Here is a 13,656-nt window from a genome sequence, read left to right on the forward strand (position 1 = left end):
TATGAAACTACTATCCTATATTCAAGAAGGCGTTACCCGCGTTGGAGTACACACGGAAGCCGGCATACTGGATGTTGAACATGCTTTGACAGCATCAGGTTACCTGAAAGGAACAAGCTCCGTAACACTGCAGAACGTGATTGCCGGAGGGCTGGAAATGCTATCTCATCTTAACGGACTTGCCGGGCAGGCAGTAAGCGGAACTGTGCCAGAATCAGATGCCGTAGTTCTGCTCGACGAATCCACGCTGCAGCTTGCCCCCTGTGTTCCCAGGCCCGGTAAAATTATCTGTGTCGGACTCAATTACCGCAAGCACGCAGAAGAAACGAATGCTCCTATACCGCAGACGCCAATTCTCTTCAGCAAATTCAATAATGCGCTGGCAGCTCATCTGGAGCCGGTACCGCTGCCTGCTGCCTCGCAGACAGTGGACTATGAGGCCGAGCTTGTAATCGTGATGGGCCGGACGGCCCGGAATGTCTCCAGGGAGGAAGCCTATAAGTATGTTTATGGATATTGCTGCGGCAATGACCTCTCCGCCCGCGATCTGCAGATGCGGACCCAGCAGTGGCTCCTGGGCAAAACCTGTGATAAATTCGCTCCGGTCGGCCCTTATCTCGTAACTGCGGATGAAGTGGGGGACCCGAACCAGCTTGCGATTTCGTGTACTGTTAACGGCGAGCTTCGCCAGTCATCCAATACAGCCGATATGATCTTTAAGTGTGATGAGATTATCAGCTATATTTCACAGCATTTCACACTGGAGCCGGGAGATATGATTATGACAGGTACTCCGGAAGGCGTTATGCTGGGGTATCCGCCGGAGCAGCAGGTATATCTGCAAGCCGGGGATACAATAACCGTAGAGATCGAGAAGCTGGGACGGTTGACGAATACGATGACAATTTAGTATGGATTAATCCCGGTTAAGTACTATACGGACATGATGAGGTCATAAGCGGATAACGCTTTGTGGCCTTTTTAACATGCCGGACGGGAAAGCATAAAAAAGTAGCAGGTCTTCACTAATCGTTCAAGATCACGCTATATCCGGCCAGACAATGGGGCATATCTATGTTATTATATGAAATGAATGAATATAAATATATTCATTCATAAAGATTCGAAATGAAAGTATGATCTCATCACTACTCTGGAGGGACAGTCATGAAGAAAGTCACCGCAATCATTGGTAATCAGCAAAAGCATGCCACGTACAAGGCAGTCTGCGAATTTGAAGCTCGGCTAAGGACATACGGGGAGATTGAGTTTGAGTACATTTTCCTGAAGGATTACAGACTTGAATTCTGCCGGGGCTGCAAGGTATGCTTCAGTAAAGGCGAAGAATTTTGTCCGCTCAAAGATGACCGGGATGTGCTGATCGGGAAAATGGAGAACTCCGACGGCGTTATTATGGCCACTCCGAATTATGCATTCCATGTATCGGCATCGATGAAGAACCTGCTGGACCGGCTGGCTTATGTATTCCATCGGCCGCAATTCTTCGGCAAGACTTATACAGCGGTCGTCAACCAGGGCATTCACGGCGGTAAGGGTATCGTCAAATATCTTAGCAGTATGGGGGAGAATCTGGGCTTCCAGGTAACCCGTGGATGTGTGCTTCATACGATGGAGCCGATAACACAAGCTGCCCGGGAGAAAAATTCACAGGAAATCCGCAAGGCCGCCGCCAGATTCTACAAAGGGCTTATGCGTTCGTCACCTCCGGCGCCCACGTTGTTCAGACTGATGCTGTTCCGCTTGTCACGGACCAGTATTCATAACATGCTGGATGACAAATCCAAAGATTACCGGCATTACAAGGCTAACGGCTGGTTTGAGTCGGCGTATTATTACACGGCATCTCTAGGGCCATTCAAAAGGCTGGCCGGACGTATATTTGATCTAATCGGAAGAAGAATGGCCAAGAATGCAAAATAATGAATGAATACAGTTATATTCATTCATAAGAGGTGATGTAAGTGAAACCAAAGTGGAAACGCAACCTGCTCATAATGTGTATTTCTGTAATTATAATTGTATTGGTTGGACTTGCTGCAGGCTGGCTGTTCACGGAGAAAGAGCGGCGTGAAGCCCGGAATGTTCAAATCGGTGAAGTGGATTTCAAACAGCTGCATGCAGGCAATATGTTGGTGAATACGCAGGCGGGATGTATAAATGGAGGGCGAATAAGGTTCAGGTAACTATTGCAGCGCAGAAAGTAACAGCGATTAAGCTACTGGAGCACGCGGAGAATCAGCCTGCGGCTTCTACGGAAGAGCTGTTCGGCAGAGTGATCCAGGCTCAATCGCTGCAGGTAGACAGTATCAGCGGCGCTACGCTTACGAGCAAAGCTTATCTCAAAGCGATAGAAGATGCACTTGATCAAGCACAGCGGTAACAAGCATAAATCAGTGCTCGGGATCGCTGACTTGGCTGAGACTGCTTCAATAACACGATTAAGAAGCTTCCGCCGCCGGTAGGGTACGGGTTTGGGCCGGGGCTTTGGCCGGAGCAGCGAAGCGGCTTTTGAACAAATGAATCATGAAGGACAGGATGACAATCGAAAGAACGGAGTAGAGTCCCTTGAACAGCCCGATGGAGTAGAACGACCCGGTGATGATCAGACCGTCAAGCACGAACATAACTTTCCCCGGATTCCAGCCGAACTTTTTATGGAAAATTAGAGCCAGGATATTGCTCCCCCCCAGCGATGAGCCGTTCAGGAACAAGTAGGACATCCCGAGACCCATGACAGAGCCGCCGATTGCTGCTCCGAACCAGCCCGGAAGTACGAATTCAGGCAAGCGGGCAGCTGCAGCCGACATCAGGCTTAATGAAGAGACAGCGAACAGCGTGGATACGGTGAATTTCCAGCCCATTTTGAACAGGGACAGCACGTAAAAGGGGATGTTGACCAGAAGATACGTAACGGAGAAAGAAGTACCCAACCAATAGGATAAACTGAGCGACAAACCGACGGTTCCACCGGTGATGATCTCGGAATGCTTGAGGATAAGTACACCAATGCTCACGATAAGTGTGCCCAGCAGCACCTTGAGGATTTGCAGTATTCCTTGTTGTAATCTCTGGCTGGCCCTGATATTTCTTTGCTCAGTGAACTCCAGTTGAATTGTATTCATGTCAGGTTTACTCACTCCATCTCTATATTGAATCAATGTTATGATTATAAAGGGAGTTCGGAAATCCGGCAAAAACATGCGTTGCTGCGCGTCCGCTTGTTCGCGAATCTACTTTAAAAGGATAAAGTACCGCTTGATACGTTTAGTTTTTTAGCTTTTTATATTGGGCTGGCAGTGCAGTCTTGTCGCCAATTCTCGAAACAGAGGCTGTTATTAAACAAGAACATGCATGTTATATTTACTAACTTCTGTTTCTTCTTAGATCAGAGCATCATGAATTTTACTCACAAAAAAGAGCTAAGCCTCCTGCCACAGCAGAGGTCCTAGCTCTTCAAGATTCATGCGAGAAATCAGCTGTTCAGCAGCTCGGATTTCTTCCGGTCGAATTCCTCTTGGGTAATTGCGCCCATATCCAGCAGCTGCTTGAATTTCAGCAGTTCATCCGCGGCACTAAATTTCTCCGGTCTTGCAGCAGCAGTTGTTGCCGGCTCTGGCTTCGAATCAAACCCTAAGTCAAAAAATTCACCTTCAATTACATTAATCTCCGAATCTGCAACCGCACGCTGCACCTTATCCCTGTCCTGCGCCAGTTGAGCTTCCGAATAATGATCGCAAGCATCATACAAAGCTTCCCGCAGGCGGTGCCCCATAGGCTTCATGGAGAAATAGGTCATCCCGCCGGAGAGAAGTCCGCCCAGAACAGGTATGAACTTGGATGCGCCTTGGGCAAAGGTTTTCTTGGTGATTTTAATCCCGATATAAGAGGAGATTTTCTTCAGCAGCGGGTAATACATCGTTTGGGCCAAGTCTTGCCGGGTCTGCTCATTCAGCAGCTGCCGGGAATTAGGTGCGTTCAGAATTCGCAGCATCGGAGCAGAGCCGGCCACTCCGAACATAACTCCCAGATATAATGTAAGCTCACGGCTAACCTGCTCCGAGTCCGGGGTGTTGCCTTGCCACAGATCCGCGCCCCCATACAGGTAGGCTAATTCCTGGGACAAGCGCATGGCTACGCCAAAAAACTGCAGGGTGTCTGCCGGAATGGTCGCCGCCATGGCTAATCCTCCCGGAAGGCCGGCTGCTGTGGAAGCTGCTGTACTTAAGATAGTACGCTTTTCAATTAGCGTCTTGGCTAGTTTGTCAATGACCGATAGGCTGATTCCGGCCTCAAGTGGTCCTCGCTCCAGAATAGTACTCATATTTCCATAAGTATCATATTTGGCAAACTGCTGTGCAAGGAATTCACTCCGGTCTACTTGTACCCCGGGAAGCTTCACTGCACCAGCCAAAATCATCTCCATCGTCCCTTGTCCGGATTGCTGTTCGTTTGTCATCTCAGATCTCCTTAGAATCGGTATGTTGAAATTTGCTACTCTACAATATTCGGCACCGCCTGCGGATCACCTCCTAAATGCTGCCATCCATCCCCTCATCTTAATGCAATCTTAATGCCACAGCCAATTCCGTAATGTCATGCTGATTGTGCACATGCTATACTGACGCTATCATAAAGAGTACGAACGCAAGGCATGATGCCCATATAGGAAGGAACCATTCGAATGGCAGGATACACAACGGCTGAGAAGCAGCGGGGCAGGCTGAAAATATTCTTCGGATACGCACCCGGGGCAGGTAAGACCTGTGCTATGCTCTATGCCGCCCATGAAGAACAAAAGGAAGGTCTTCAGGTGGCCGCGGGCTTTATCGAATCTCATAACAGAGCAGATACGGCGGAACTGCTGTCGGGGCTTGAGCTTCTTCCACCTCTGGAGATATCTATTCACGGGGAAAGGGTCCGGGAGTTTGACATTGACCTCGCAATCCGCAGAAGGCCAGAGCTGATCCTGGTTGATGATCTAGCCCACATCAATGCTCCGGGCGGCCGCCACAAAAGAAGATATCAGGATGTGGAGGAGCTGCTGCGGGCTGGAATTAATGTGTTCACCACGGTAAATGTCGAACATATAGAGAGTCTGACCGATGTCGTGACCTCCATAACGGGTATTCCTGTGCTGGAGCGTATTCCGGACAGCGTATTTGACCGTGCGGATCTGGTGGAGTTTGTTGATGTCGGACCCGGCGATCTGATAGACCGTTTAAAGAAAGGCCGGATATACCCGGATGAACAGCTGCAGCAGAGGCATGCCGGTTTGTTCATCCCGGAAAAACTGCTTGCCCTGCGGGAAATTGCTCTGCGTTATACAGCTGACCAGCTGAACAGGATTGCCGTACAGCTCGGGGAGAAGGCGGCCAGTGCTACCTTTTATACGAAGGATCATATACTGGTCTGCCTGTCCTCGGCAATCTCCAGCAAGAAGGTGATCCGCACTGCGGCCAGAATGGCCGATGCCCTGCATGGAACATTCACGGCACTGTATGTGGAAACGTCGAGGACGAAAGAATTAACCGCCAAGAACAAGGCAGAGCTGCGTGAGAATCTGAGACTGGCAGAGCAGCTCGGAGCACAGGTCGCGACCGTATATGGGGAGGATGTTCCCGGACAAATTGCCGAATACGCCAAAACAAGCCGGGTCTCCAAGATCGTTCTGGGACGTTCGCAGCACAAAACCCGCTGGCCGGCCAAATCTAACATTGTCGACAAGCTGACGGCGTCCGCTCCGAATATCGATATTTATATTATTCCGGATAATGGGCCTTCCATGTACAAAAAGTTCCCGCAATATGCCAAATCTCCGCTTCTGACGCTGGCTGATACCGGCAAAACTATAGGTATCCTGCTGGTCTGTACATTGATCGGGTTATGGTTCAAGTATCTCGGCTTCAGTGAAGCCAATATTATCACCGTGTATATCCTGGGTGTTCTGCTGGATGCGATGGTCACAAAGGGGCGGCTGTACAGCGCGGTTACTTCGATTTTGAGTGTGCTTGTCTTTAATTATTTCTTTACTGCTCCTTTTTTCTCTCTGCAGGCCTATGATTCCGGTTACCCGGTGACTTTTCTGGTCATGCTGTCAGCTTCGTTTATTACGAGCACACTGACCTTGCGGGTGAAGGAACAAGCCAGGGAATCCGCGCAAAAGGCTTACCGGACTGAGGTTCTGCTGGAGACAAGCCGGAAGCTGCAGCAGGCCAAGGATACCCCGGCGATCATCAACGAAACGGCACTGCAAATGGTCAAGCTGCTGGACCGGAGCATAATTGTCTATGAGGTAGTGGAGGGGGAGCTTGCCGAACCGCTGATTTTTGCCAAGGAGGAAGCTGCAGTTGATCCCCAGAGCTATATCTTCGATGATGAACGCAAAGTTGCAGAGTGGGTGCTGCAGAATAATAAACGGGCAGGAGCTTCTACAGATACGTTCTCGGCAGCTCATTGTCTGTATCATGCGGTGCGCGGAGGGGATACGGTCTTTGCGGTGGCGGGCATCGTAATGGAGCAGGAGGAACCGCTGGAGGTTTTTGAGAAAAGCCTGATGATTGCCATGCTGGGTGAATGTGCCCTTGCCCTGGAGAAAGATAAGCTGAATGAAAAGCAAAAGGAAATCTCTCTGCAAATCCAGCAGGAACAGCTGCGTACCAATCTGCTGCGGGGCATTTCACATGATCTGCGCACACCTCTTACGAGTATTTCCGGCAATGCGGGCATACTGATCGGCAACTCGATGGTCCTGAATGAAGAGCAGAAGAAGGAACTGTATAACGATATCTACGATGATTCCATGTGGCTGATCAATCTGGTGGAGAATCTGCTGTCTATTACCCGAATCGATAACGGCGCCCTTCACCTGAATTTTCAGGCGGAGCTGCTGGAGGAAGTGATAGCCGAAGCGCTGCTGCATGTAAACCGCAATAAGGATGAGCATCACATTGAGATCCGGCTGGAGGATGAGCTGCTCATGGCCAGAATGGATTCACGGCTGATTATTCAGGTCATCATCAATCTGGTGGATAACGCGATCAAATATACTCAATCCGGGTCACATATAACGGTATCCGCCAGACGCGAGGCGGGCTGGGTAGTGGTGGAGGTTGCTGATGATGGCCCCGGCATTTCAGCTGAAGCCAAAGCCAAGGTGTTCGAGATGTTCTACACGGCAGACAACGTGCGCGGCGACGGCAGGCGCGGATTAGGCCTAGGGCTGGCACTCTGCAAGTCGATTATCCACGCCCATGGCGGCAATATTGAATTACGAGATCACGCACCGCAGGGGACGGTATTCAGCTTCACCCTGCAGGCAGAAGAGGTGAATGTCCATGAATAAACCCTTGATACTTGTGGTAGAGGATGACAAACCTATCCGCAAGCTGATTACGACAACACTGGAGACCCAAGGCTATAAATATCATACGGCGGAGACAGGGGAAGCTTCGATTCTGGAGGCCGTGTCCAGTCAGCCGGATATCATGATTCTGGATTTGGGACTGCCCGATATGGACGGTGTCGATATTATCCGGAAGGTCCGGGCCTGGTCCAATATTCCGATTATTGTGGTCAGTGCGCGCAGTGAAGACCGGGACAAGATTGAAGCGCTCGATGCGGGGGCAGATGATTATCTGACCAAGCCGTTTAGCGTGGAGGAGCTGCTGGCCAGGCTACGGGTCAGTCTGCGCCGGATCCGGGGGGACAGCGAGAAGCTGATGAAGGATTCGTCTGTTTTTACCAACGGGAATTTACGGATCGATTACTCGGCAGGCTGTGTCTGGCTGGAGGATGACGAAATCCATCTGACACCGATTGAATATAAGCTGCTGTGCCTGCTGGCCAAGAATGTGGGTAAGGTATTGACCCATAATTACATCCTGCATGAAATCTGGGGCAGCCATACGTATGATATTCCGGCACTGCGTGTATTTATGGCTACGCTCCGGAAGAAGATCGAGAGTACACCCTCCCAGCCGAAGATTATCCAGACACATATTGGCGTCGGTTACCGGATGCTTCAGGCGGGAGACGACAGCAAGGTGATCTGAACTGGCTGGCGGAATCCGCATAGCTCCGGTTCCAAATAACCATGTCCTTAACGGACATGGTTATTTGTCGTTCCAGCTATGGAGGCGGCTAACTGGAGCGGCTGCGCTACCGGCATTTTAACGAAATCTTAATTCGCTGAAGCAAACCCTAATCCTGAACTAATGGCGGGAGTGGTAAGCTGAACCGGAAGTGAAACACAGAAGAAAGAAGGCAATATTCATGGATCTGATGTTTAGAAATATCGGTCTGCTCACGGTCATAACAACATTACTGGTGCTGATCAAAAAGAGATACGACTGGATCGGCCTGCAGCAGGAAGGCTGCTATGAGAACTGTGATGTATATAAAGCAGCGGACCGGTTCGCTAATGGAGCGTCTCCAGAGGAGGTTCGGGCGATTCTCACAGACAGCTTCGAGTTCGATCCGAAGGGGACGGAACAGATTCTTGCCCGGGCGCTGCCCCGCAGAATGGAACCGGACGGGGGCCATCAGGCTTTTATCCAGGCGGTCAATCAGGTGCTGGGAGAGGATATTTACCGCTCTTAATGTCATCTTAATACGCCTGCTGAAACCCTAACCCTGAACTAACGGGAGAAATGTTACGCTAGACCGGAAGTTACAAGAGAGAGATTCTTATAAATTCGGATGAGGAGTGGCAAAGACAATGATGGATGTGTATATGACGGTGGTCTTGGCAGCGGTATTCGCTTTGTTCTACGCATTTGTGCAATGGTGCGGTCATGTGGTGGATGAACAAGGGGGGAATGAGTGATGGCGGTAGTCCTTGCGGCAACGTTACTCCTGTTTCTGTATCTGGTTTATGCTTTGATTCATCCGGAGAAATTTTAAAAAGGGGGCTGTAAAAGCTGAAAGAGAATCTAAACTTATGGATTAGCCATGACTGCGGTGAACATTTGGACTTCCGGCCGCTGTTGTCATCAGATTTCTTGATTTATACCGCTGATCGCGGTGGAAATCCGCTGACAAAGGCGGTCGCTAACGCTCCTACAGTTCCAAATTTCCCCTCCGTCACTTTACCCATATAGGTAAATTCAAAATTCAGCTTGTACAGGAAAGAGGAAGCAGAAGAGACAAAGGCAATATGCTATTTTTTATATTGAGGAGGGTCATCCGTGGGTATTGTGCAAATTGTAGCAGTCATTCTAATTCTGGTGCTGCTGGTGAAACCGGCAGGAACTTATCTATATCATGTATTCTCGGGAGAACCGAACCGGACAGACCGGATCTTCGGCGGGACGGAGAGAGGCATTTACCGTCTGATCGGGCTGAAACAACGGGGTGGGATGTCCTGGAAGAAATATGCAGTCAGCTTTATTGTAACGAATATTGCCCTGGTAACATTCAGTTACATCCTTCTGCGGCTGCAGAAGGGGCTTCCGCTCAACCCGGGCGGGATTGGCAACATGGAAGAGACGCTCACCTTCAATACGGTGATTAGCTTCATCACCAATACGAATCTTCAGCATTACAGCGGGGAGACAGGCGTGTCCTACTTCTCACAGATGGCTGTAATGACGATGCTGATGTTCACTTCGGCGGCCAGCGGATTCTCGGTAGCTGTCGCTTTTGTCAGAGGGATTACAGGACGCAGCTCGGTGGGGAACTTCTTCGAAGACTTCGTCAAAGCGCATATCCGGATCTTCATTCCTCTCGCGCTGCTTGTAACACTGGCGCTCGTTGCGCTTCATGTGCCGCAGACACTGAAACCTGCACTTGAGGTTACGACGCTCGAGGGGCAGAGCCAGCAGATTGCGATCGGGCCGATTGCCTCACTGGAATCCATTAAGCATATCGGAACGAACGGCGGGGGCTTTTTCGGAGCGAACTCGGCGCATCCTTTTGAGAATCCCAGCCCGCTGAGCAATGTGCTGGAGATTCTCTCCATGTGGCTGCTTCCCGCTTCCCTGCCGTACATGTACGGGAAGTTTGCCAGGAACAAACGCCAGGGCTGGATGATTTTCGGTGCGATGATGACGTTGTTCGTCGTGCTGCTGGGACTGAATTATGCTGCTGAAAGTGCGGGTAATCCGGCGGTTAACGCGATGGGCATTGATGCCTCGCAAGGCAGTATGGAAGGGAAAGAGGTGCGGTTCGGGATTGCACAGTCCGCTCTGTTCACAACAGTTACTACAGCCGCCACAACCGGCAGTGTGAATAATATGCATGATACGCTGACGCCGCTCGGCAGCATTACGCCTCTAACGCTGATGATGCTGAATAACGTGTTTGGCGGTAAAGGTGTCGGGCTGGTCAATATGCTGATGTATGCAATACTCGGAGTCTTCCTATGCGGGCTGATGGTCGGCCGGACGCCGGAATTCCTCGGACGGAAGATTGAAGCGAGGGAAATGAAGCTGATTGCCATAGCCATTCTGATTCATCCGCTGATTATTCTGGTGCCGACCGCCGCTGCTTTTCTGACCGACCTTGGTCAAGGCAGCATCAGCAACCCCGGATTCCACGGAATGACCCAGGTCCTGTATGAATATGTCTCCTCTGCCGCCAATAACGGCTCGGGCTTTGAAGGATTGGCGGATAATACTTCCTTCTGGAATATAACGACCGGTATCGTCATGCTGCTGGGACGCTATGTTTCGATTATCGCCATGCTGGCAGTCGCCGGCTCCCTGCTGCGCAAGAAGCCGGTGCCGGAGACGATTGGCACCTTCCGTACGGATAACGGACTGTTCACCGGAATACTGATTGGTACGGTGCTGATTATCGGCGCGCTGACCTTCTTGCCGGTCATTGTCCTCGGTCCAATTGCAGAATATTTGACTTTACGGTAGGGAGAGGGAGAGAAGAGAATGAGTACTGTACAAAGAAAAAAACTGCTGACAGGTCCTATCCTACTAAGTGCGGCCAAGGACAGTGTAGTGAAGCTTAATCCGGTTACGTTAATGAAGAATCCGGTCATGTTCGTAGTTGAGGTCGGCACGGTAATCGTACTGCTTATGGTGCTGGCACCAGGCTACTTCAATGCGGAGCATTCGGTAGGTTTCAATATTTCGGTATTCTTCATCCTGCTGTTCACGGTGCTGTTCGCTAACTTCGCCGAAGCACTGGCTGAGGGGCGCGGCAAAGCGCAAGCCGATTCGCTCAAAAAAACGAAGCAGGACATTACAGCCAATAAGCTGGCCGGATCAGCGATCAAGCAGGTTCCGGCTTCCGAGCTGCGCAAAGGCGACGTTGTTCTCGTCAGTCAGGGGGAAATGATTCCCGGTGACGGTGAGGTGATTGAAGGTTTGGCCTCTGTAGATGAATCAGCGATCACCGGGGAATCGGCGCCGGTCATCAAAGAAGCCGGCGGGGACTTCGGCTCAGTTACAGGCGGCACCCGCGTAGTCAGCGATCAGATCAAGGTGCGGATTACGAGTGATCCGGGCGAATCCTTCCTGGACCGGATGATCTCGCTGGTTGAAGGGGCGAAACGGCAGAAAACACCGAATGAAATTGCCCTGAACACGCTGCTGATCAGCTTGACGATTATATTCCTGATCGTTGTGGTTACGCTGCGTCCAATCGCTGATTACATCGGCGTTCAGCTGGAGATCCCCGTGATGATTGCACTCCTGGTCTGCCTGATCCCGACTACGATCGGCGGACTGCTGTCAGCCATCGGGATTGCCGGGATGGACCGTGTTACCCAGTTCAATGTGCTGGCAATGTCAGGTAAAGCGGTGGAAGCCGCCGGGGATATCAACACAATGATCCTTGATAAAACCGGGACGATCACCTTCGGCAACCGGATGGCGAGCGAATTCGTCACGGCAGGCGGTGAGTCAGGCACTGAGCTGGCCGCCTGGGCGGCGGTCAGCTCGCTGAAGGATGAGACGCCGGAAGGGCGCTCCGTACTGGAGCTGGCCAAGAAGCTGGAGCTCAGCTATGACGGCAGTCTTGCCGAAGGCGGAGCATTCGTCGAGTTCAAGGCTGAGACCCGGATGAGCGGTATCGATCTGCGCGACGGACGCCTGGTGCGTAAGGGAGCCGTGGATTCCGTGAAGAAATGGGTGCTGTCCCAGGGCGGTGCAGTACCGGCCGATCTGGACAGCAACTCGGATGCGATTGCCCGGTTAGGCGGCACACCGCTTGCGGTTGCAGTAGATAACCGGATCTACGGGCTGATCTATCTGAAGGACACGGTTAAACCCGGCATGAAGGAACGCTTCGATGAACTGCGCAGCATGGGGATCAAGACCATCATGTGCACAGGCGATAATCCGCTGACGGCGGCTACCATTGCCCGTGAAGCCGGAGTCGATGACTTCATTGCCGAGAGTACACCGGAGGACAAGATCGCGGTTATCCGCCGCGAGCAGAATGAAGGCAAGCTGGTAGCCATGACCGGTGACGGAACCAACGATGCGCCTGCACTGGCACAAGCCGATGTGGGGCTGGCGATGAACAGCGGCACGACCGCTGCCAAGGAAGCCGCGAACATGGTCGATCTGGATTCTGATCCCTCCAAGATCATTGAGGTTGTAGCAATCGGGAAGCAGCTGCTGATGACCCGCGGGGCGCTGACTACCTTCAGTATCGCTAACGACATTGCCAAGTATTTCGCGATTATCCCGGCGATGTTCACACTGGCGATTCCGGAGATGGAAGCCCTCAATGTGATGGGACTCGGCTCTCCAAGCTCTGCCATTATCTCGGCGCTGATCTTCAATGCCATCATTATCCCGCTGCTGATTCCGCTGGCTATGCGCGGTGTCTCCTATAAGCCGATGAGCTCTACGAAGCTGCTGGCGCGGAATATTGTCATCTACGGTCTTGGCGGCGTCGTTGTTCCGTTCGCAGGGATCAAGCTGATTGATATGATCGTAAGGATATGGATTTAGTGAACTAGCACACGATTGAATTCTTAAGGAGGCAATACCATCATGGCCAATTTCAATAAAGAGACTGCCGAAGAGCAGCTGTCTCCTTCAAAAGCTGCCTATATCTTCACAATTATACGGCTAAGCGCAGTATTCATTGTACTCTGCGGAATCATATATCCGCTGGCGTCTACCGCTCTCGCCCAAGTGTTAATGCCTTCGCAGGCCAACGGGAGCCTGCTGAAGAATTCAGCGGGGCAGGTGGTCGGTTCCACACTGATCGGGCAAAATTTCACGGATCAGGCGTTGTTCCAGAGCCGTGTATCCAGCATTGAGTATAAGGCTGAAGCCTCGGGTTCGAACAACTATGGACCATCAAATCCTGATATGCTGCAGCGCACAAGCGATTCAATTACCCAGTGGAAGCTGGATAATCCCGGTGTGCCCGTAAGTGAGCTGCCTATTGATCTGGTCACGAACTCCGGTTCAGGTCTCGATCCTCATATTTCACCGGTTGCAGCGATTGTGCAGATTCCCAGAATCAGCAATCTGAGCGGAATTCCTCCAGAGACACTTACAGCCATGGTGTCTGAGTATACCGAAGACCGGGATCTGGGACTGTTCGGTGAAAAGCGTGTCAATGTACTGAAGCTGAATCTGGCATTAACGGAACTCAAAGCGAAGTAATACCGGTCTGAACCCTGCCCGTAAGCTATACGGACAGGGTCATTTCCGGTTAGTG

Annotated in this window: 11 protein-coding genes; 9 read left to right on the plus strand and 2 right to left on the minus strand. The window is 51.2% G+C overall.

What is annotated here, in order from left to right:
- Nucleotide 1 precedes the first annotated feature (1 nt).
- The 3 genes from NSU01_RS16845 to NSU01_RS16855 all read left to right on the plus strand — a co-directional run bounded on the left by NSU01_RS16845 (nucleotide 2) and on the right by NSU01_RS16855 (nucleotide 2,401).
- A complete protein-coding gene (locus tag NSU01_RS16845) occupies nucleotides 2-910 on the plus strand; it encodes a fumarylacetoacetate hydrolase family protein (protein ID WP_076245945.1) in 909 nt (302 codons plus the stop codon).
- Nucleotides 911-1,167: 257 nt separating this feature from the next.
- Entirely contained in the window at nucleotides 1,168-1,941 is a 774-nt protein-coding gene (locus tag NSU01_RS16850) for an NAD(P)H-dependent oxidoreductase (RefSeq protein WP_076245947.1), read from the plus strand.
- 229 nt (nucleotides 1,942-2,170) lie between these two features.
- On the plus strand, nucleotides 2,171-2,401 hold the full coding sequence (locus tag NSU01_RS16855) for an FMN-binding protein (protein WP_218639458.1): 231 nt from the start codon (nucleotides 2,171-2,173) through the stop codon (nucleotides 2,399-2,401).
- Between the two features lie 58 nt (nucleotides 2,402-2,459).
- Here NSU01_RS16855 and NSU01_RS16860 read toward each other — a convergent pair whose 3' ends face one another.
- Together NSU01_RS16860 and NSU01_RS16865 are read right to left on the minus strand one after the other, a co-directional pair.
- Nucleotides 2,460-3,143 (minus strand): YitT family protein, encoded by a 684-nt coding sequence (locus tag NSU01_RS16860; RefSeq protein WP_256703947.1) that lies wholly within the window; start codon nucleotides 3,141-3,143, stop codon nucleotides 2,460-2,462.
- Nucleotides 3,144-3,493: 350 nt separating this feature from the next.
- Nucleotides 3,494-4,477, minus strand: a complete 984-nt coding sequence (locus NSU01_RS16865; protein ID WP_042137189.1) for an SHOCT domain-containing protein — start codon at nucleotides 4,475-4,477, stop codon at nucleotides 3,494-3,496.
- Between the two features lie 225 nt (nucleotides 4,478-4,702).
- On the opposite strand from NSU01_RS16865, the gene NSU01_RS16870 reads away from it, so the two are divergent.
- The 6 genes from NSU01_RS16870 to kdpC all read left to right on the plus strand — a co-directional run bounded on the left by NSU01_RS16870 (nucleotide 4,703) and on the right by kdpC (nucleotide 13,601).
- Nucleotides 4,703-7,363 (plus strand): sensor histidine kinase KdpD, encoded by a 2,661-nt coding sequence (locus tag NSU01_RS16870; protein ID WP_076245949.1) that lies wholly within the window; start codon nucleotides 4,703-4,705, stop codon nucleotides 7,361-7,363.
- Nucleotides 7,356-8,072 carry a response regulator transcription factor gene (locus NSU01_RS16875; protein WP_042137193.1) on the plus strand — a complete coding sequence of 239 codons (717 nt, stop codon included), beginning with the start codon at nucleotides 7,356-7,358 and terminating at the stop codon, nucleotides 8,070-8,072. Before NSU01_RS16870 ends, NSU01_RS16875 begins: the two co-directional genes overlap by 8 nt.
- A 220-nt stretch (nucleotides 8,073-8,292) precedes the next feature.
- The gene (locus NSU01_RS16880) at nucleotides 8,293-8,619 is read left to right on the plus strand and encodes a hypothetical protein (protein WP_076245951.1); all 327 of its coding nucleotides are present in this window, start codon (nucleotides 8,293-8,295) and stop codon (nucleotides 8,617-8,619) included.
- A gap of 587 nt (nucleotides 8,620-9,206) precedes the next feature.
- Complete coding sequence (kdpA, locus tag NSU01_RS16885; RefSeq protein WP_076245953.1) at nucleotides 9,207-10,883, plus strand: potassium-transporting ATPase subunit KdpA; 1,677 nt, start codon at nucleotides 9,207-9,209, stop codon at nucleotides 10,881-10,883.
- 18 nt (nucleotides 10,884-10,901) lie between these two features.
- Nucleotides 10,902-12,935 carry a potassium-transporting ATPase subunit KdpB gene (kdpB, locus tag NSU01_RS16890; protein ID WP_076245955.1) on the plus strand — a complete coding sequence of 678 codons (2,034 nt, stop codon included), beginning with the start codon at nucleotides 10,902-10,904 and terminating at the stop codon, nucleotides 12,933-12,935.
- Nucleotides 12,936-12,977: 42 nt separating this feature from the next.
- The gene (gene kdpC, locus NSU01_RS16895) at nucleotides 12,978-13,601 is read left to right on the plus strand and encodes a potassium-transporting ATPase subunit KdpC (RefSeq protein WP_076245958.1); all 624 of its coding nucleotides are present in this window, start codon (nucleotides 12,978-12,980) and stop codon (nucleotides 13,599-13,601) included.
- Nucleotides 13,602-13,656 lie beyond the last annotated feature (55 nt).

The organism is Paenibacillus sp. FSL H8-0259 (assembly GCF_037963255.1).
GTDB classification, from domain to species: Bacteria; Bacillota; Bacilli; order Paenibacillales; family Paenibacillaceae; genus Paenibacillus_AQ; species Paenibacillus_AQ phytohabitans.

Bases quoted from the DNA above. Each gene is read 5' to 3' on its own strand.
- NSU01_RS16845 (WP_076245945.1), top strand. From the start codon at position 2: ATGAAACTACTATCCTATATTCAAGAAGGCGTTACCCGCGTTGGAGTA.
- NSU01_RS16850 (WP_076245947.1), top strand. From the start codon at position 1,168: ATGAAGAAAGTCACCGCAATCATTGGTAATCAGCAAAAGCATGCCACG.
- NSU01_RS16855 (WP_218639458.1), top strand. From the start codon at position 2,171: ATGTATAAATGGAGGGCGAATAAGGTTCAGGTAACTATTGCAGCGCAG.
- NSU01_RS16860 (WP_256703947.1), bottom strand. From the start codon at position 3,143: ATGAATACAATTCAACTGGAGTTCACTGAGCAAAGAAATATCAGGGCC.
- NSU01_RS16865 (WP_042137189.1), bottom strand. From the start codon at position 4,477: ATGACAAACGAACAGCAATCCGGACAAGGGACGATGGAGATGATTTTG.
- NSU01_RS16870 (WP_076245949.1), top strand. From the start codon at position 4,703: ATGGCAGGATACACAACGGCTGAGAAGCAGCGGGGCAGGCTGAAAATA.
- NSU01_RS16875 (WP_042137193.1), top strand. From the start codon at position 7,356: ATGAATAAACCCTTGATACTTGTGGTAGAGGATGACAAACCTATCCGC.
- NSU01_RS16880 (WP_076245951.1), top strand. From the start codon at position 8,293: ATGGATCTGATGTTTAGAAATATCGGTCTGCTCACGGTCATAACAACA.
- kdpB (WP_076245955.1), top strand. From the start codon at position 10,902: ATGAGTACTGTACAAAGAAAAAAACTGCTGACAGGTCCTATCCTACTA.
- kdpC (WP_076245958.1), top strand. From the start codon at position 12,978: ATGGCCAATTTCAATAAAGAGACTGCCGAAGAGCAGCTGTCTCCTTCA.